The following is a 17,381-nucleotide window of genomic DNA, read 5'->3' on the forward strand; positions in this document are numbered from 1 at the left end:
GCTTTTCCATCTTCAACTGCGATGATAAGCAACCAGGTTAAGGACAGAAGAGCAGAACAGATGAAGAGAGTAAAAAGCCTGCTGGCAATGGCGCTGGCGCTAACGACCCTGGCAGGCTGTGGACTGAAAGGACCGCTTTACTTCCCGCCCGCCCAGCAGCCCAAAACGCAAACCCCTCAGCAGGCTGAGCAGCAGAAACAGCAGCAGCAAAAGCGTGCGGCGCAGGCTGATACCAGGGGATTAGTGAGTGGCGGCAACGCCAGCATGTCAGCAGACTAATTGTAATGGCGCACCCGGCGGAGCAAAAAATGCAGTTCTCCAAAATGCACGGCCTCGGCAACGATTTCATGGTTGTGGATGCCGTGACGCAAAACGTCTTTTTCTCGCCGGAGCTGATTCGCCGGCTGGCGGATCGCCATCTGGGGATCGGTTTCGATCAGTTGTTGATCGTCGAGCCGCCCTACGATCCCGATCTCGATTTTCACTATCGCATCTTTAACGCCGACGGCAGCGAAGTGGCACAGTGCGGCAATGGCGCACGCTGCTTTGCCCGCTTTGTACGGCTAAAGGGGCTTACCAATAAAAGCGAGATACGCGTCAGCACGCAAACGGGCCGCATGGTTCTGAGCGTGACGCCGGAAGAGCTGGTGCGTGTCAATATGGGGGAGCCCAATTTTGAGCCGCAGCAGGTGCCGTTTCGCGCCAACAAAGCGGAAAACCTCTATCTGCTACGCGTTGCCGAGCAAACGGTGATGTTTGGCGCGGTTTCTATGGGCAATCCTCACTGCGTGATTCAGGTCGACAGCGTGCAGACCGCTGCGGTCGAGACGCTGGGCCCGGCGCTGGAGAGCCATGAACGCTTTCCCGAGCGGGTGAACGTCGGCTTTATGGAAGTGGTGTCGCCAGAACATATTCGCCTGCGCGTCTACGAGCGCGGTGCAGGTGAAACCCAGGCCTGCGGAAGCGGTGCCTGCGCTGCGGTCGCCTGCGGGATCCAGCAGGGCATCCTGTCGCCGAAGGTACGTGTCGATCTGCCGGGCGGCACGCTGCATATTGCCTGGAAAGGCGCGGGGCAGCCGCTGTTTATGACCGGTCCCGCCACACACGTCTACGATGGGTTTATTCATCTATGAAAAATATCGAAGAGCAGACGGACAATACGGTTCTGCTGGACGATCAGGCTGTTAACGATTACCTGCAACAAAATCCTGACTTCTTTATCCGCAACGCCCGCCGGGTCGAGCAGATGGCGGTGCCGCATCCGGTACGCGGCAGCGTGTCGCTGGTGGAGTGGCACATGGCGCGCCAGCGCAATCACATTCAGCGGCTGGAGGAAGAGATCACACTGCTGATGGAGCAGGCCAGCGCTAACCATGAGCTGTTCGATCGGCTGCTGGCGTTGCAGGGGCACCTGGCCGCTGCGGACTCGCTACAGGATATGCTCAACCGCCTGCATCGCTGGGCGCGCGATTTGGGCCTGGCGGGGGCGAACCTGCGTCTTTTTGCCGATCGGTGGCGGCTGGGCGCGCCATCAGAATTTGTTCAGCTTGGCCTGTCGCGCCAGGCATTTGAGCCGTTACGTATTCAGCGTTTCGGCCAGCAGCACCATTTTCTCGGTAGCCTGAACGGACCGGAACTGCTGCTGCTGCTGCCACAGGCGAAGGCGATCGGCTCAGTAGCGATGTCGCTAATGGGCGAGCAGGGTGAGCTGGGAGTACTGATTTTCAGTAGCCGCGACAGCCAGCACTATCAGGCTGGTATGGGTACACTGCTGTTGCAGCATCTGGCGCACATGATGCCGCAGCTGCTGTCGCGCTGGATAGAACGCGCATGAACGCGCTACAGACGGCCGTCGATGAATTTCTGCGCTATCTCAAGGTTGAGCGCCAGCTCAGCCCCCTGACGCAGGAAAACTACGCGCGCCAGCTTATGGCGCTGACGGAGATGGCCGAAGCGCTGAAGCTGGAGAGCTGGTCATCGCTTGAGCCGGCGCAGGTTCGCAGCATGGCGTCGCGCAGCCGCCGGGCAGGGTTAGGAGCCAGCAGCCTGGCGCTGCGTCTCTCTGCCCTGCGCAGCTTTCTTGACTGGCAGGTTAGCCAGGGCAAACTTTCTGCCAATCCTGCCAAAGGCATTACCACGCCGCGCAACGCGCGACATCTGCCAAAAAATATTGACGTCGATGAAGTAAACCAGCTGCTGGACATCGATCTCAACGATCCGCTGGCGGTGCGCGATCGTGCGATGCTGGAGGTGATGTATGGCGGCGGACTGCGACTGTCAGAGCTGGTCAATATGGACTGCGGCCATGTCGATCTTGAGACGGGTGAAGTCTGGGTCGTGGGAAAAGGCAGCAAAGAGCGTCGCGTGCCGGTTGGCCGTACCGCTGTGACCTGGCTGGAGTACTGGCTGCCGCTGCGCGCTGGGTTTGGCAGTGAGGATGACGCACTGTTCCTCTCCAGCCGTGGTCGCCGCATTTCAGCGCGCAACGTGCAGAAACGCTTCGCTGAATGGGGTGTCAGACAGGGCGTTGCCAGCCATATCCATCCGCACAAGCTGCGCCATTCGTTTGCCACGCATCTGCTGGAATCGAGCGGCGATCTGCGCGCGGTGCAGGAGCTGCTGGGACATGCCAACCTCTCGACCACGCAAATTTATACCCATCTCGATTTCCAGCATCTGGCCACGGTGTACGATGCTGCGCATCCCCGCGCCAAACGAGGAAAGAACGAATGAAGTTTTACCGTCCGCTACGCACCATTAAAGCGATCACTTTCGACCTCGACGATACGCTCTACGATAACCATCCGGTGATCCGCAAAACCACGGCTGAGTCGCATGCGGCGTTGCAGGCCTGTCATCCGTCGCTGCGCGACTTTACGCCGCTGGACTATCAGGCGCTGCGTGACGAACTGCTGGTGCGCGAACCCGATATTTATCATGACGTGTCGGAGTGGCGTCGTCGCTCCGTCGAGCTGGCCTTGATCAGGGCTGGCTTACCCCTGGAAGAGGCGACCGCAGGCGCTGAAAAGGTGATGAGCGTTTTTCACCACTGGCGCAGTCAGGTCGAGATGCCTGAAGAGACGCATCAGACCCTGAAGGCGCTGGGCGAAAAGGTGCCGCTGGTGGCGATCAGCAACGGTAATGCACGGCCAGAGCAGCTCGGCATCGCCGACTATTTCCAGTTCGCCCTGCGTGCCGGGCCGGATGGCCGCGCCAAGCCCTGGCAGGATATGTATCATCTTGCCGCTGAGCGGCTCGGCATTGCGCCGGAGCACATTCTTCACGTGGGTGACGACCTGACCACCGATGTCGCTGGCGCACTGCGCTGCGGTATGCAGGCGTGCTGGATTAATCTGCGCGGCGGCAATCTGATGCAGGCGGGTGATGCGCGCCTGTTGCCGCACGTTGAGATTTCGCGATTGGCATCCCTGACCTCACTGTTATAATAGCTGTAGATTTATCCAGTCATACCCTGAGTCAGGCGTTCTGTTGTCAGCCGAATGATTCAGGGTTCGCTTTTTGTTTTCTTTAGTGAACGGTGCTTATGGACGTTTCTGATCTGCTCGACGGTTTGAATGACAAACAGCGCGAGGCCGTCGCGGCCCCGCGCAGTAACCTGCTGGTGCTGGCAGGCGCGGGCAGTGGAAAAACACGCGTTCTGGTGCATCGTATCGCCTGGCTACTGTCGGTAGAAAACTGCTCGCCTTATTCGATTATGGCGGTGACCTTTACCAACAAAGCGGCGGCCGAGATGCGTCACCGTATTGAGCAGCTGATCGGCACCAGCCAGGGCGGTATGTGGATCGGCACCTTTCACGGCCTCGCTCATCGTCTGCTGCGCGCGCACCATCTTGACGCGGGTCTGCCGCAGGATTTTCAGATCCTCGACAGCGAAGATCAGCTGCGTCTGCTAAAGCGTTTGATTAAGGCGATGAACCTTGATGAGAAGCAGTGGCCCGCGCGTCAGGGTATGTGGTACATCAACGGCAAAAAAGATGAAGGGCTGCGCCCGAAGCATATCGAAAGCTACGGTAACCCGGTTGAACAGACCTGGCTACGTATCTATCAGGCCTATCAGGAAGCGTGCGATCGCGCAGGGCTGGTCGATTTTGCCGAGCTGCTGCTGCGTGCGCATGAGCTATGGCTGCATAAGCCGCATATCCTCAACCACTATCGCGAGCGCTTCAGCAATATCCTGGTGGATGAGTTTCAGGACACCAACAACATCCAGTACGCCTGGATCCGCATGCTGGCGGGCGACAGCGGGCGCGTGATTATTGTCGGCGACGATGACCAGTCCATTTACGGCTGGCGCGGCGCGCAGGTTGAAAACATCCAGCGCTTTTTGCAGGATTTCCCGGCGGCAGAAACCATTCGCCTGGAGCAGAACTACCGATCCACCAATAATATTCTGAAGTCCGCCAACGCCCTGATTGCCAACAACAATGGCCGTCTCGGTAAAGAGCTGTGGACCGACGGCACCGACGGCGATCCCATCTCAATCTACTGCGCCTTCAACGAGCTGGATGAAGCGCGCTTTGTGGTTAACCGTATTAAAAGCTGGCATGAGAACGGCAATGCCCTACAGGACTGCGCCATTCTTTACCGCAGCAACGCCCAGTCGCGCGTGCTGGAAGAGGCGCTGTTGCAGAGCAGCATGCCGTACCGCATTTATGGCGGTATGCGCTTCTTCGAACGGCAGGAGATTAAAGACGCGCTCGCCTATCTGCGCCTGATCGCTAACCGCAACGATGACGCCGCCTTTGAGCGCGTGGTCAATACGCCGACGCGCGGCGTGGGCGATCGCACGCTTGATGTGGTGCGCCAGACCGCGCGCGAACGCCAGATGACGCTGTGGCAGGCGACGCGTGAGCTGCTGCAAACCAAAGCGCTGGCGGGCCGCGCTGCGTCGGCGCTTCAGCGCTTCTGTGAGCTGGTCGACTCGCTGGCGACAGAAACCGTTGACATGCCGCTGCACGTGCAGACAGACCGCGTGATCAAAGATTCCGGCCTGTGGATGATGTATGAGCAGGAAAAAGGCGAAAAGGGCCAGGCGCGTATCGAAAACCTTGAGGAGCTGGTGACGGCGACGCGCCAGTTCAGCTATCAGGATGAAGATGAAGACCTGATGCCGCTCCAGGCGTTCCTGTCTCATGCGGCGCTGGAAGCAGGTGAAGGCCAGGCGGATAAGTGGCAGGATGCAGTGCAGCTGATGACGCTGCACTCCGCGAAAGGGCTGGAGTTCAGCCAGGTGTTTATTGTCGGCATGGAAGAAGGCATGTTCCCGAGCCAGATGTCGATTGATGAGGGGGGACGTCTGGAAGAGGAGCGCCGCCTCGCCTATGTGGGTGTGACGCGCGCCATGCTGAAGCTGACCCTGACCTATGCCGAAACGCGACGCCTCTATGGTAAAGAGGTCTATCATCGACCGTCGCGCTTTATTGGTGAGCTGCCGGAAGAGTGTGTGGAAGAGGTACGCTTGCGCGCCAGCGTCAGCCGTCCGGTCAGCCATCAGCGTATGGGGACGCCGGTCTCGAAAAGCGACAGTGGCTTCTCGCTCGGCCAGCGCGTGAAGCATGCGAAATTTGGTGAAGGCACCATCATCAATCTGGAGGGCAGCGGCGAGCACAGCCGCGTTCAGGTCGCGTTTCAGGGGCAGGGGATTAAGTGGCTGGTCGCCGCTTATGCGAAGCTGGAAACCGCTTAGTCATCGGTTGACGACTTTTTCGTCTCAGCGTAACATGCGCGCACTATTATCATGAGAGGACAATGCCTTGGATACGCCCAGTCGATGCTGGCTCAGTCACCTGGTTACCAGGAATAACATCTAAGGCTACCTCTTTTAGCTGGTAGCCTTAGCGGTTATCAGCGACCTCCCTTTCTGTCCCGTCGCATGAGTCAGCACTGATTCACCTTCTGAACGAGCGTTTCCGTGTCCAGGCGTTTGCCGTGCCCGATCGGCATCTTCGTCGTCTGGCTAACGGCCTTGTCCCATTTAGTCTGCAATGGGGAGTATTGCTTATGCTGAGCGCATTTAAACTGGATCGCAGCCGCCTGACGCGTCTGGAGCTGGAAGACGAAAACGACAGGCTGACGACGTCTGTCTGGGTCGATTTAATCGAGCCGGAAGAGGGCGAGCGCGATCGCGTACAGCGCGAGCTGGGGCAAAGCCTGGCGACACGTCCAGAGCTGGAAGATATCGAAGCCTCGGCACGTTTTTTTGAAGACGAAGACGGCCTGCATATTCACTCCTTCTTCTTTTATGAAGACGCAGAGGATCATGCCGGAAACTCCACCGTGGCATTTACCATTCGCGAGGGGCGTCTCTATACGCTGCGCGAGCGCGAGCTACCGGCGTTCCGCCTTTATCGTATGCGCGCCCGCAACCAGACTCTGATCGACGGCAACGCCTTTGAGCTACTGCTCGACCTGTTTGAGACCAAGATTGAGCAGCTGGCCGATGAGATTGAGAACATCTATAGCGCGCTGGAGAAGCTTAGCCGCGTGATTATGGAAGGGCAGCAGGGGGAAGAGTATGACCAGGCGCTGTCACGCCTGGCTGAACTGGAAGATATTGGCTGGAAGGTGCGGCTGTGTCTGATGGATACCCAGCGCGCACTTAACTTCCTGGTGCGCAAGGCGCGTCTGCCGAACAACCAGCTGGAGCAGGCGCGCGAGATCCTGCGCGATATCGAATCCCTGCTGCCGCATAACGAATCGCTGTTCCAGAAGGTAAACTTCCTGATGCAGGCGGCGATGGGCTTTATCAACATCGAGCAGAACCGCATTATCAAGATCTTCTCGGTGGTCTCGGTGGTGTTCCTGCCGCCAACGCTGGTCGCATCGAGCTACGGGATGAACTTCGAGTTTATGCCGGAACTGAAATGGAGCTTTGGTTATCCCGCGGCCATTGGCCTGATGATCCTTGCCGGCCTGGCCCCTTATCTCTACTTCAAGCGCAAAAACTGGCTGTAACCCTTCGCGCGAAGGCGCACCGCGATGATCGGGTGCGCCTTTACGCCGTCGGCGGGACGCGAGGCCAGGCCGCGCTTTTCACATAGCGGCGACTGCGCAGCGTCGCCACGACCGCATCGAAAATAAACACCGCCAGCGCCAGCCAGATAAATGCGAACGTTACCAGCTTGTCGGGCGTGATCGTCTCGCCGTAAAACAGCACCGCCAGCAGGAACATTAGCGTGGGGCCAAGATACTGGAAAAAACCAACGGTGGAGAGACGTAGCCGCGTGCAGGCTGCGGCAAACAGCATCAGTGGAATAGTGGTGACAATGCCTGCCGCGATCAGCTTCAGGTTGAGGCTCAGCGGATTGGCGCTGAGGTGGCTGGTGGCGGTATCAGCGACGCCAAACAGATAGATTGCCGCCAGCGGAAACAGCCACAGCGTCTCAATCAGCATGCCGCTCTGCGCGTCGACCTGTATTTTTTTGCGTATCAGGCCATAAAAGGCAAAACTCAATGCCAGGCCCAGTGCGATCAGGGGAAGTGAGCCGAACTGCCACAGCTGCACCAGCACACCGATCGCAGCCAGCAGCACCGCCAGCCACTGCAAGCGGCGAAAACGCTCGCGCAGAAACAGCATGCCGAACACCACGTTGATCAGCGGGTTAATAAAGTAGCCCAGGCTGGCTTCCAGCATATGCTGGTTATTCACCGCCCAGATAAACAGCAGCCAGTTACCGCCAATGGTCACGGCAGTGAGCGCCAGCAGCAGCACTTTTTTCGGCTGCGCCAGCACGCTGCGTACCTGCTTCCAGCTGCGGCTGAGGCTAATCAGGCCCAGCATGAACAGGGCTGACCAGATAACCCGGTGCGTCATAATCTCTGTGGGTGGAACGGTTTTGACCAGCTTGAAGTAAGCCGGGGCGATGCCCCAGATAAAGTACGCGCCGAGCGCGAAGCCGATGCCCTGTCGGGTTTGTTGCGTATCCATATATAGCGTCCGGATGAAAGTCGATTCTGACACAGCGTCCAGCATTAACCAATCAGGTAGGTTGCCGTCGCCGTGGCGATATAGTCGCCCTGTTGGTTATGTAGCTCTACGCGCGCGACGGCCACCTTATTTCCGGCGCGCAGCAGGCTGCTGGTAGCGATAAAGCGTTCACCGCGGCCAGGGCGCAGATAGTCAACGCGCATGTCTATCGTGCCCATACGCGACAGACGCTGACGCAGCTCCTCTTCGCTGATGCTCTCCGCGCGCGTCAGCGCGTTGCTGACGCAGACCATACCGGCGGCGACATCCAGCACCGAGGCGATGACGCCGCCGTGCAAGATGTGCTGTGCCGCGTTGCCGACCAGCATGGTTTTATTGGCGAAGCTGATCTCTGCATAGTCGCTTTCCAGCCGATCCAGCTCCAGGCCCAGCGCCTGATTAAAGGGCATATGATAAATAAAAATTTCGCCTACCATGCGGCGGGCTTCCTGCTGAGTCAGCAGCACTGAAGACATAATGACGATCCTGCGAGTACGCCCTGAGCGGCGCAAAATGTTAACGAGTTGTGTATTCTAAGCCGCGCGCGAGGGGCTTTCCAGTTTCAGAAATCAGCGCTCATCTTCACCGACTTTTGCGTGTAGAATGGCCTCCTTTTGACGACGCCCCATTAATTCGATACGCAGCTTTCACCGGAGAATGTTATGCGCAAGCATCGCGCCTTGTTAGCAGCCGCACTGTTACTTCCTGCACTGGCGCAGGCAGAGGAAGCCACCGTTAAAGAGGTGCACGATACGCCTCAGGTACGCGGCAGCATTATCGCTAACCTGCTGGAGAAGCATGATAACCCGTTCGTGCTCTATCCCTATGAGAGCAACTATCTGCTCTACACCTATACCAGCGATATTAACAAAGAGGCGATCGCCTCCTATAACTGGGCAGATAATGCGCGCAAAGATGAGGTGAAATTTCAGCTCAGTCTGGCGTTTCCGCTCTGGCGCGGTATTCTGGGAGACAACTCCGTGCTGGCGGCTTCTTATACGCAGCGCTCATGGTGGCAGCTGTCGAACCGCGGAGAGTCATCGCCGTTTCGCGAAACCAACTACGAGCCACAGGTATTCCTGGGCTGGGCGACGGATTACGATTTTGCTGGCTGGACGCTGCGCGATGTGGAAGTCGGCTTTAATCACGACTCCAACGGTCGCAGCGATCCAACCTCCCGCAGCTGGAATCGCCTTTATGCGCGCCTGATGGCGCAAAACGGCAATTTTCTGGCTGAAGTCAAACCCTGGTATCGCATTCCAGACAGTGAAGACGATAACCCGGACATCACCAAATATATGGGTTATTACCGCCTGAAACTGGGTTATGCGGCGGGCGACAACATTTTCAGCGTGGAAGGCAACTATAACTGGAACACCGGTTTTGGTGGCGCGACACTAGGCTGGAGCTATCCCATCAGCGAACACGTTCGCTTCTATACCCAGGTGTTTAGCGGCTACGGCGAGTCGCTTATCGACTACAACCATCGTCAGACGCGTCTCGGCGTTGGCGTCATGCTAAACGATCTGTTCTGACCCTTCAGAAAACAACAGGAATACCGTGGCAATCTCGGCAGTACATAATCAGGAATCGCTGGCGCAGCAGGTATTACACGATACCTTCGGCTATCAGCAGTTTCGTCCCGGCCAGCAAACCATTATTGATGCGGCGCTGAGCGGGCGAGATTGTCTGGTCGTTATGCCCACCGGCGGCGGTAAATCACTCTGCTATCAGATCCCGGCACTGGTGCAAGAAGGGCTGACGCTGGTCGTGTCGCCGCTCATCTCACTGATGAAAGATCAGGTGGATCAGCTGCTGGCAAACGGCGTGGCGGCGGCATGCCTCAACTCCACCATGACGCGCGAGCAGCAGCAGCAGGTCATGGCCGACTGTCGCACCGGGCGCGTGAAGCTGCTTTATATCGCACCTGAACGTCTGATGATGGATAACTTCCTGGAGAGTCTGTCTCACTGGCAACCCGCGATGCTGGCAGTGGATGAAGCACACTGTATTTCACAGTGGGGCCACGATTTCCGCCCTGAATACGGGGCGCTTGGTCAACTGCGCCAGCGTTTTCCGCAGCTGCCGGTGATGGCGCTGACTGCGACCGCCGACGAAACGACCCGCAACGATATTGTCCACCTGCTGCATATGCAGGATCCGCTGATTCAGATCAGCAGCTTTGATCGTCCCAATATCCGCTACACGCTGGTAGAGAAGTTCAAGCCAACTGAACAGCTGTTGCGCTATGTCCAGGATCAGCGTGGAAAAAGCGGCATCATCTACTGTAACAGCCGCGCGAAAGTTGAAGACACCGCTGCCCGCCTGCAAAGCCGTGGGCTAAGCGTCGGCGCCTATCATGCCGGGATCGACAGCGTGCAGCGCGCCCGCGTGCAGGAGGCTTTCCAGCGCGACGATCTGCAAATTGTGGTGGCAACGGTAGCGTTTGGCATGGGCATCAACAAGCCCAACGTGCGTTTTGTGGTGCACTTTGATATTCCGCGCAATATTGAATCCTACTATCAGGAAACCGGCCGCGCCGGGCGTGACGGGCTGCCTGCCGAAGCAATGATGCTGTATGACCCGGCAGATATGGCCTGGCTGCGCAAATGTCTGGAAGAGAAAACGCCGGGACCGCTACAGGATATTGAGCGGCATAAACTCAACGCCATGGGCGCATTCGCCGAAGCACAGACCTGCCGTCGTCTGGTTCTGCTGAACTACTTTGGCGAAGGCCGTCAGCAGCCGTGCGATAACTGCGATATCTGTCTGGATCCGCCCAAGCGCTACGATGGCCTGGTGGAGGCGCAGAAGGCGCTTTCCTGCATCTATCGTGTCGGCCAGCGGTTTGGTATGGGCTACGTAGTGGAAGTGCTGCGTGGCGCGAATAACCAGCGCATTCGCGACCAGGAACACGACAAACTGCCGGTTTACGGCATTGGCCGCGATCAGAGCCACGAACACTGGGTCAGTGTGCTACGCCAGCTGATCCACCTTGGGCTGGTGACGCAAAATATTGCCATGCACTCCGCGTTGCAGCTGACGGAAGCGGCGCGCCCGGTGCTGCGCGGCGAAATGCCCCTGATGCTGGCGGTGCCACGCCTCAATGCGGCGAAGCCAAAAAGCAGCAGCTCGCCAAAAATTTACGGCGGCAATTATGACCGCAAGCTGTTCGCCAAGCTGCGTAAGCTGCGTAAAGCCATTGCTGATGAAGAGAATATCCCGCCTTACGTGGTATTCAACGACGCCACTCTGATTGAGATGGCGGAGCAAATGCCGATGACGGCGTCGGAGATGCTGAGCGTCAACGGCGTGGGTCACCGCAAACTGGAGCGCTTTGGCAGACCTTTCCTGGTGATGATCAAAGAGCATCTTGATGAAGAGTAAAGGAAAATACTTATGCTGATGTTATTTGCCACGGTTGCGCTGGTGCATCTGGTTGCGCTGATGAGCCCGGGACCGGACTTCTTTTTTGTTTCGCAAACGGCGGCCAGCCGCTCCCGCAAGGAGGCGATGATGGGCGTGCTCGGTATTACGCTCGGCATTGTGATTTGGGCGGGAGTCGCGCTTATGGGGCTACACCTGATTCTGGAAAAAATGGCGTGGCTGCATGAGATTATTATGGTTGGTGGCGGCCTCTATCTGCTATGGATGGGCTGGCAGCTGCTCTGTTCCGCCCGCCAGCGCCAGAAGCAGCCCGTGCAAGATGAGCCAGTGGTCGAGCTGCCGAAAAAGGGCATGAGCTTCCTGAAAGGTTTCCTCACCAACTTGTCGAATCCAAAAGCCATCATCTACTTTGGTAGCGTCTTCTCGCTGTTTGTTGGCAACGACGTGGGCGCGCTGGCGCGCTGGGGCCTTTTTCTGCTGATTATTGGCGAAACTTTCGTATGGTTTACGCTGGTGGCGGCCATTTTTGCCCTGCCGTGGATGCGTGATAAATATCAGCGCGCGGCAAAATGGGTTGATGGCGTGGCGGGAGTTTTATTCGCCGGTTTCGGCATCCACCTGATCATTTCTCGTTAAGGCCTGGCTTACTTGCCATTCCGGCACCGGGCAGTGCTCGTCATCCTCACGTACTGTAGTACGCTCCGGTGACTGCGCGCTGGCCGGCACCGAACTGGCTGCGACACCGACGGCCTTAAGCATCGGTGCGCTTATTTTTTTCGTTAGCGCGCACTGTCCGCCCGCAATCTGGCTGCGCCGCGACGGCTCTAAACATCGGCGTGCTCTTCAGGCTATTCTTCTTGCGCTGGCTAACAGCGCGCCAACCGCCATAAACAGCCCGCCAAAGATACGGTTCAGCAACTTCATCTGCTTCGGCCCTTTAATCCACCCGGCGATACGCGTGGCTAACGTGGCATAGCCAATCATTACGATGATATCGACGATAATAGTGGTTGCGCCCAGCACCAGATACTGAATTGCCTGCGGCTGGTGCGGCAGGATGAACTGCGGAAACAGCGCGGCGAGAAACACAATACTTTTGGGGTTAGTGAGATTGACCAGCAGCGCGCGCTGGAACAGGCGGCGGCGTGGCATCGCTCGGGAGACTGCATCCAGATCGATCGCCCCCGATGAACGCCACTGCTGAATACCGAGCCACACCAGGTAGGCGGCACCTGCCCACTTCAGGATTTCAAACGCCAGCAGCGACTGCGAAAACAGGGCACCCAGCCCAATGCCGACCAGCACGATGTGAATGGCCAGGCCCAGCTGTAAACCACTGATGGAGGCTGCCGCGCCGCGATAGCCGTGGCTGATGCCGGTGCTCATGGTATTGATTGCGCCCGAGCCCGGTGAAAGGCTAAGGATGGTGGTGGTAAGAAGGTAGGTCAGCCACCATTCAGTGGTCATGGGTTGCGCTCCCTGTCTGGGCGGAAATGTGACACAATACGCCAGAAACAAGCGTGACGCTACGGGCTGCATGCGCGGCCTGCCCCCTTTATTGGGCGTACGCAGGAGGGGAGATGGAACGACATAAAGCGAGCTGGCTCAATCGGGAAAAAGCCTTTGCCGCCTTTGCGCACGGTCCGCTGCTCGACTTCTGGCACAGCCGCGAAGAGCGCGAATTTGTCGGCGTGGAAAACGTGACCCTGCGCTATGTGCGTTTTACCGCACCGCAGCACCAGCGCGTTATCCTGATTGTCCCCGGACGCATTGAAAGCTACGTTAAATATCCCGAACTCGCCTATGACCTGTTTCACTGCGGCTTTGACGTTGTCATCCTCGATCATCGCGGTCAGGGCCGTTCCGATCGTCTGTTGCAGGATTCTCACCGCGGCCATGTCGTGGAGTTCACGCACTACGTGGAGGATCTGGAAACGCTCTATCTGAAAGAGATAGTGGGCGGCCACTACCAGCAGCGCTATGCGCTGGCCCACTCCATGGGCGGTGCTATCCTGGCGCTGTTTCTGGCACGACAGCCGCAGGCGTTTCACGCCGTGACGCTGGTGGCTCCAATGTTTGGTATTGCGCTGCCGATGCCCTCATTTCTGGCGAACCGCATTCTTGACTGGGCGGAAAAGCGTCCGGCGATCCGCGATGGCTATGCGCTCGGTACCGGACGCTGGCGCGCCCATCCGTTTGGCATCAACCGCCTGACGCACAGCGCTGAGCGTTATCGCCGCAGCCTGCGCTTTTATGCTGACGATCCGGCTATTCGCGTCGGCGGGCCAACCTACCACTGGGTGCGTGAGGGTATCCATGCCGGACGTAATATTCTGAGTCTGGCAGGCACCATTACCACGCCGATCTTGCTGCTCCAGGCGGGTGACGATCGCGTGGTGGATAATCGTTCGCAAGATCTCTTTTGCTCCGCTATGGCCCAGGCAGGCCATGCGTGTGAGGTGCGGGTAATAAAAGAGGCACGTCACGAAATTTTATTTGAAAAAGATGCCATGCGCGCCGAAGCACTGAATGCGCTGGTCGATTTTTTTATGGCACACGTTTAATCCGAATCGTTACCTTACCGGCTACGGCCCAAAACACGACCTGAGGTTTTCATGTTTCAAATCGTCGCATCCGACCTGGATGGCACGCTGCTCTCTCCCGAACATCGACTGACGCCTTACGCGCACGACATACTGCAACAGCTGGTGGCGCGTGATATTCACTTTGTCTTTGCCACCGGACGCCACTATATCGACGTGGGGCAGATGCGCGACAAGCTGGGCATTCCCGCCTATATGATCACGTCGAACGGCGCGCGCGTGCACAACGCCCAGGGCGAGCTGGTGTTCAGCCACAACCTTGATGAAGATATTGCGCTGGAGCTGTTCGGCCTGCACTACGCCAACCCCGATATTCTTACCCACGTCTACCGTGACGATGAGTGGTTTATGAGCCAGGCGCGCCCGGAGGAGCAGGACTACTTTCGTGAGTCGGTATTTAACTACCAGGTTTACGAACCGGGCCTGCTGCCAGGAGATAACATCAGCAAAGTCTTTTTCACCAGTGACAATCCTGAAGCGCTCGTTCCGCTGGAGCTGGCACTGCAGGCGCGCTGGGGCGATCGTGTTAACGTCAGCTTTTCGCTGCCTACCTGTCTGGAAGTGATGGCGGGCGGGGTATCTAAAGGTCATGCGCTGGAGGCTGTGGCGAAGCAGCTGGGCCACTCACTCAAAGAGTGCATCGCGTTTGGTGATGGCATGAACGACGTTGAAATGCTGAGCATGGCGGGAAAAGGCTGCATCATGCGCAACGCGCATCAGCGCCTGAAGGATACGCTGCCCGAGCTGGAAGTGATTGGCAGCAATGCTGACGATGCCGTGCCGCATGCACTGCGTACGCTGTTCTTAGCATGAAAAAAGGCCGGTATTGCACCGGCCCTGGTTCATTACAGCGACGCGAGGCGCTGTTTGTGTTTGCGCTCGTTAATCATTGTGAGCAGCAGCAGAATAACAGCCAGCACACAACCGACCACCATGACCAGGAAGCCGCCGTCCCAGCCAAAGAAGTCAACGGTATAGCCAACGATGGCGCTGGCGGCAACCGAGCCGCCCAGATAGCCGAACAGCCCGGTAAAGCCTGCTGCCGTCCCTGCCGCTTTCTTCGGGGCCAGCTCCAGCGCATGCAGGCCGATCAACATCACCGGACCATAAATCAGAAAGCCGATAACGATCATGCAGGCCATATCAACGCCAGGATTGCCCGGTGGATTGAACCAGTAAACCACCGTTGCAATTGTCACCAGCGTCATAAAAAACACGCCGGTCGCGCCGCGATTGCCTTTAAACACCTTGTCCGACATCCAGCCGCAGAGCAGCGTGCCCGGAATACCCGCATATTCATACAGGAAGTAGGCCCATGAGGACTTGTCCAGCGTGAAGTGCTTCACCTCTTTCAGATAGGTCGGTGACCAGTCAAGAATGCCGTAGCGGAGCAGATAGACAAAGACGTTGGCCAGCGCGATGTACCACAGCAGCTTATTAGGCAGGACATACTGCATAAAAATCTGCTTCGCCGTCAGCTCTTCTTCATGCGAGGCGCTGTAGTCGGGTGGATAGTCATTTTTGTAGGCTTCAATCGGTGGCAGACCACAGGACTGCGGCGTATCGCGCATTAACGCGAAGGCGATCAGCGCGACGATGATGGCACCGAAAGCCGGCATATAGAGTGCTGCTTTCCAGTCGTTAAACCAGGCCATGCCGAGCAGGAACAGCAGCGGGGGAAGGCCGCCGCCCACGTTATGTGCACAGTTCCAGACGGAGACAATTCCGCCACGCTCTTTCTGCGACCACCAGTGCACCATCGTGCGGCCACACGGCGGCCACCCCATGCCCTGGAACCAGCCGCAGATAAACAGCAGGCTGAACATGATCATAATGCTGGAGGTGGCCCAGGGAACAAAGCCCATGATCAGCATCACCGCAGCGGCAAGGATCAGGCCGGCGGGTAAGAACACGCGCGGATTGGAACGGTCAGACACCGAGCCCATGATAAATTTCGAAAAGCCGTAGGCAATGGAGATACCTGAAAGCGCAAAGCCAAGATCGCCGCGTGAAAAACCCTGTTCGACCAGATAAGGCATGGCCAGTGCAAAGTTCTTACGCACCAGATAGTAGGCGGCATAGCCGAAAAATATCCCCAGGAAAATCTGCCAGCGCAGACGACGATAAAGTGGATCGACGCGATCCTCAGCGACTTGCGGTCGATGTGGTGCAGGTTTAAAAATACTCAGCATAAAGGCCCCCCAGGGCGCATTGTTATAAGTAAAATCAGCGATTTCGCCCAGAAACGAAATGAAATGCTCTTTTCCGCGTCTATTTTGTCCTTTTTCGCGCATCAAGGCTGTGATAGTTGACACATTTGTTACAGTTTTATGACAATAACGGTAAGTAATGTTTATTTTGTGGCACGGTTTTGCTCTGCCACCGGAATATACAGGGACTGATCGTTTTAATTGCGAACACTTGTAAACCAGAAATCGCCACGCGCCTGCAGCACTTTGATTACACTATCGGCCTCACCTTATTTCGGGATCGAAGCTGTGCTGTTATTGATCGTTACGACCATTCTCTGGGCTTTTTCATTTAGCCTGATCGGGGAATATCTGGCGGGGCAGGTGGATACCTGGTTCTCCGTATTAATGCGCCTGGCGCTGGCAGCGCTGGTGTTTTTGCCTTTCTTGCGCTGGCGCGGCTACCGTCCGTCAACGCTGCTGCTCTATATGCTGGTAGGAATGCTGCAGCTCGGCATCATGTATCTGATCAGCTTTGAAGCTTATCTCTATCTCAGCGTCTCAGAGTTCCTGTTGTTTACCGTGATGACGCCGCTGTACGTGACGCTCATTTACGATCTGATTAGCAAACGGCCACTGCGCATCGGTTACGCTTTTAGCGCCCTGCTCGCCGTGGCCGGAGCCGCCATCATTCGCTATGACAAGGTCAGCGATCACTTCTGGTTTGGCCTGCTGCTTGTGCAGCTGGCAAATATCTGTTTTGCCGTCGGCATGGTGGGTTACAAACGACTTCAGGAAACGCGTCCCATGCCGCAGCACACGGCGTTTTCATGGTTTTATCTCGGTGCGGTGCTGGTTGCTATCCTGGCCTGGTCTCTCTGGGGTAACCCGGACAAGCTGCCGACAACGTCGCTGCAGTGGGGAATTTTAGTCTGGCTGGGGGTGGCTGCTTCGGGTCTGGGCTATTTTATGTGGAACTACGGCGCGACGCAGGTCGATGCGGGCACGCTGGGGATCATGAACAACATGCACGTTCCGGCGGGGCTGCTGGTGAATCTGGCTATCTGGCAGCAAACCCCCCACTGGCCCAGCTTTATTGCCGGCGCACTGGTTATTTTTGCTTCGCTCTATGTCCATAAGCGCTGGATAACAGGCCATAAGTAAGCGTTTGATGGCCTGTTTGATCGGGAGCTTACTGACGAGAGTAAGCCCCGG

At 57.3% G+C, this 17,381-nt stretch carries 18 protein-coding genes; 14 read left to right on the forward strand and 4 right to left on the reverse strand.

All coding sequences use genetic code 11. From position 1 onward, the window contains the following. The first annotated feature begins 60 nt into the window (after positions 1–60). From HP564_RS16660 to corA, 8 genes are all read left to right on the forward strand, one after another. Complete coding sequence (locus tag HP564_RS16660) at positions 61–279, forward strand: lipoprotein (protein ID WP_371244907.1); 219 nt, start codon at positions 61–63, stop codon at positions 277–279. A gap of 29 nt (positions 280–308) precedes the next feature. After that, a complete protein-coding gene (gene dapF, locus HP564_RS16665; protein ID WP_371244909.1) occupies positions 309–1,133 on the forward strand; it encodes a diaminopimelate epimerase in 825 nt (274 codons plus the stop codon). Further along, positions 1,130–1,834: a DUF484 domain-containing protein gene (locus tag HP564_RS16670; protein ID WP_371244911.1), complete on the forward strand. Its 705-nt coding sequence runs from the start codon at positions 1,130–1,132 to the stop codon at positions 1,832–1,834. The genes dapF and HP564_RS16670 overlap by 4 nt, the downstream gene beginning before the upstream one ends. Further along, entirely contained in the window at positions 1,831–2,733 is a 903-nt protein-coding gene (xerC, locus tag HP564_RS16675) for a tyrosine recombinase XerC (protein WP_371244913.1), read from the forward strand. Before HP564_RS16670 ends, xerC begins: the two co-directional genes overlap by 4 nt. Further along, complete coding sequence (gene yigB, locus HP564_RS16680) at positions 2,730–3,446, forward strand: 5-amino-6-(5-phospho-D-ribitylamino)uracil phosphatase YigB (protein ID WP_371244916.1); 717 nt, start codon at positions 2,730–2,732, stop codon at positions 3,444–3,446. Before xerC ends, yigB begins: the two co-directional genes overlap by 4 nt. Before the next feature lie 98 nt (positions 3,447–3,544). Beyond that, positions 3,545–5,707, forward strand: coding sequence for a DNA helicase II (gene uvrD, locus HP564_RS16685; protein WP_371244918.1), 2,163 nt, complete (start codon positions 3,545–3,547; stop codon positions 5,705–5,707). A 67-nt stretch (positions 5,708–5,774) separates the two neighbouring features. Then, the gene (gene ysgD / locus HP564_RS16690) at positions 5,775–5,831 is read left to right on the forward strand and encodes a YsgD/CorL family protein (protein WP_371244987.1); all 57 of its coding nucleotides are present in this window, start codon (positions 5,775–5,777) and stop codon (positions 5,829–5,831) included. A 190-nt stretch (positions 5,832–6,021) separates the two neighbouring features. Then, complete coding sequence (gene corA, locus HP564_RS16695; RefSeq protein ID WP_371244920.1) at positions 6,022–6,975, forward strand: magnesium/cobalt transporter CorA; 954 nt, start codon at positions 6,022–6,024, stop codon at positions 6,973–6,975. A 40-nt stretch (positions 6,976–7,015) separates the two neighbouring features. Here the strand turns inward: corA and rarD are convergent, their stop codons facing one another. Next, positions 7,016–7,948: an EamA family transporter RarD gene (gene rarD / locus HP564_RS16700; RefSeq protein WP_371244922.1), complete on the reverse strand. Its 933-nt coding sequence runs from the start codon at positions 7,946–7,948 to the stop codon at positions 7,016–7,018. Between the two features lie 44 nt (positions 7,949–7,992). Next, positions 7,993–8,463, reverse strand: a complete 471-nt coding sequence (locus HP564_RS16705) for a thioesterase family protein (RefSeq protein WP_371244924.1) — start codon at positions 8,461–8,463, stop codon at positions 7,993–7,995. Between the two features lie 186 nt (positions 8,464–8,649). Here HP564_RS16705 and pldA point away from each other — a divergent pair, with 186 nt between their 5' ends. From pldA to rhtC, 3 genes are read left to right on the forward strand one after another with little or no spacing between them, the layout of a single operon-like run. Then, entirely contained in the window at positions 8,650–9,522 is an 873-nt protein-coding gene (gene pldA, locus HP564_RS16710; RefSeq protein WP_371244926.1) for a phospholipase A, read from the forward strand. 25 nt (positions 9,523–9,547) lie between these two features. Next, entirely contained in the window at positions 9,548–11,374 is a 1,827-nt protein-coding gene (gene recQ / locus HP564_RS16715; protein ID WP_371244928.1) for an ATP-dependent DNA helicase RecQ, read from the forward strand. Between the two features lie 12 nt (positions 11,375–11,386). Further along, positions 11,387–12,010 (forward strand): threonine export protein RhtC, encoded by a 624-nt coding sequence (gene rhtC, locus HP564_RS16720; protein ID WP_371244930.1) that lies wholly within the window; start codon positions 11,387–11,389, stop codon positions 12,008–12,010. Positions 12,011–12,217: 207 nt separating this feature from the next. Here the strand turns inward: rhtC and rhtB are convergent, their stop codons facing one another. Next, positions 12,218–12,841: a homoserine/homoserine lactone efflux protein gene (gene rhtB / locus HP564_RS16725; protein WP_371244932.1), complete on the reverse strand. Its 624-nt coding sequence runs from the start codon at positions 12,839–12,841 to the stop codon at positions 12,218–12,220. Positions 12,842–12,954: 113 nt separating this feature from the next. Between rhtB and pldB the strand changes: the two genes are divergently transcribed. Both pldB and yigL read left to right on the forward strand, forming a co-directional pair. Then, a complete protein-coding gene (gene pldB, locus HP564_RS16730) occupies positions 12,955–13,938 on the forward strand; it encodes a lysophospholipase L2 (RefSeq protein ID WP_371244935.1) in 984 nt (327 codons plus the stop codon). 51 nt (positions 13,939–13,989) lie between these two features. Continuing rightward, a complete protein-coding gene (gene yigL / locus HP564_RS16735; protein ID WP_371244937.1) occupies positions 13,990–14,790 on the forward strand; it encodes a sugar/pyridoxal phosphate phosphatase YigL in 801 nt (266 codons plus the stop codon). 32 nt (positions 14,791–14,822) lie between these two features. Here yigL and glpT read toward each other — a convergent pair whose 3' ends face one another. Next, entirely contained in the window at positions 14,823–16,169 is a 1,347-nt protein-coding gene (glpT, locus tag HP564_RS16740) for a glycerol-3-phosphate transporter (RefSeq protein WP_371244939.1), read from the reverse strand. A gap of 306 nt (positions 16,170–16,475) precedes the next feature. Here glpT and HP564_RS16745 point away from each other — a divergent pair, with 306 nt between their 5' ends. Beyond that, the gene (locus HP564_RS16745; protein WP_371244940.1) at positions 16,476–17,330 is read left to right on the forward strand and encodes a carboxylate/amino acid/amine transporter; all 855 of its coding nucleotides are present in this window, start codon (positions 16,476–16,478) and stop codon (positions 17,328–17,330) included. Positions 17,331–17,381: the final 51 nt, after the last annotated feature.

Source organism: Pantoea sp. KPR_PJ (assembly GCF_041386365.1).
Classification (GTDB): Bacteria; Pseudomonadota; Gammaproteobacteria; order Enterobacterales; family Enterobacteriaceae; genus Pantoea.

Excerpts from the sequence above, each read along its gene's own strand:
- HP564_RS16660 (WP_371244907.1), top strand. The coding sequence starts at position 61 with ATGAAGAGAGTAAAAAGCCTGCTGGCAATGGCGCTGGCGCTAACGACC.
- dapF (WP_371244909.1), top strand. The coding sequence starts at position 309 with ATGCAGTTCTCCAAAATGCACGGCCTCGGCAACGATTTCATGGTTGTG.
- HP564_RS16670 (WP_371244911.1), top strand. The coding sequence starts at position 1,130 with ATGAAAAATATCGAAGAGCAGACGGACAATACGGTTCTGCTGGACGAT.
- xerC (WP_371244913.1), top strand. The coding sequence starts at position 1,831 with ATGAACGCGCTACAGACGGCCGTCGATGAATTTCTGCGCTATCTCAAG.
- yigB (WP_371244916.1), top strand. The coding sequence starts at position 2,730 with ATGAAGTTTTACCGTCCGCTACGCACCATTAAAGCGATCACTTTCGAC.
- uvrD (WP_371244918.1), top strand. The coding sequence starts at position 3,545 with ATGGACGTTTCTGATCTGCTCGACGGTTTGAATGACAAACAGCGCGAG.
- corA (WP_371244920.1), top strand. The coding sequence starts at position 6,022 with ATGCTGAGCGCATTTAAACTGGATCGCAGCCGCCTGACGCGTCTGGAG.
- rarD (WP_371244922.1), bottom strand. The coding sequence starts at position 7,948 with ATGGATACGCAACAAACCCGACAGGGCATCGGCTTCGCGCTCGGCGCG.
- HP564_RS16705 (WP_371244924.1), bottom strand. The coding sequence starts at position 8,463 with ATGTCTTCAGTGCTGCTGACTCAGCAGGAAGCCCGCCGCATGGTAGGC.
- pldA (WP_371244926.1), top strand. The coding sequence starts at position 8,650 with ATGCGCAAGCATCGCGCCTTGTTAGCAGCCGCACTGTTACTTCCTGCA.
- rhtC (WP_371244930.1), top strand. The coding sequence starts at position 11,387 with ATGCTGATGTTATTTGCCACGGTTGCGCTGGTGCATCTGGTTGCGCTG.
- rhtB (WP_371244932.1), bottom strand. The coding sequence starts at position 12,841 with ATGACCACTGAATGGTGGCTGACCTACCTTCTTACCACCACCATCCTT.
- pldB (WP_371244935.1), top strand. The coding sequence starts at position 12,955 with ATGGAACGACATAAAGCGAGCTGGCTCAATCGGGAAAAAGCCTTTGCC.
- yigL (WP_371244937.1), top strand. The coding sequence starts at position 13,990 with ATGTTTCAAATCGTCGCATCCGACCTGGATGGCACGCTGCTCTCTCCC.
- glpT (WP_371244939.1), bottom strand. The coding sequence starts at position 16,169 with ATGCTGAGTATTTTTAAACCTGCACCACATCGACCGCAAGTCGCTGAG.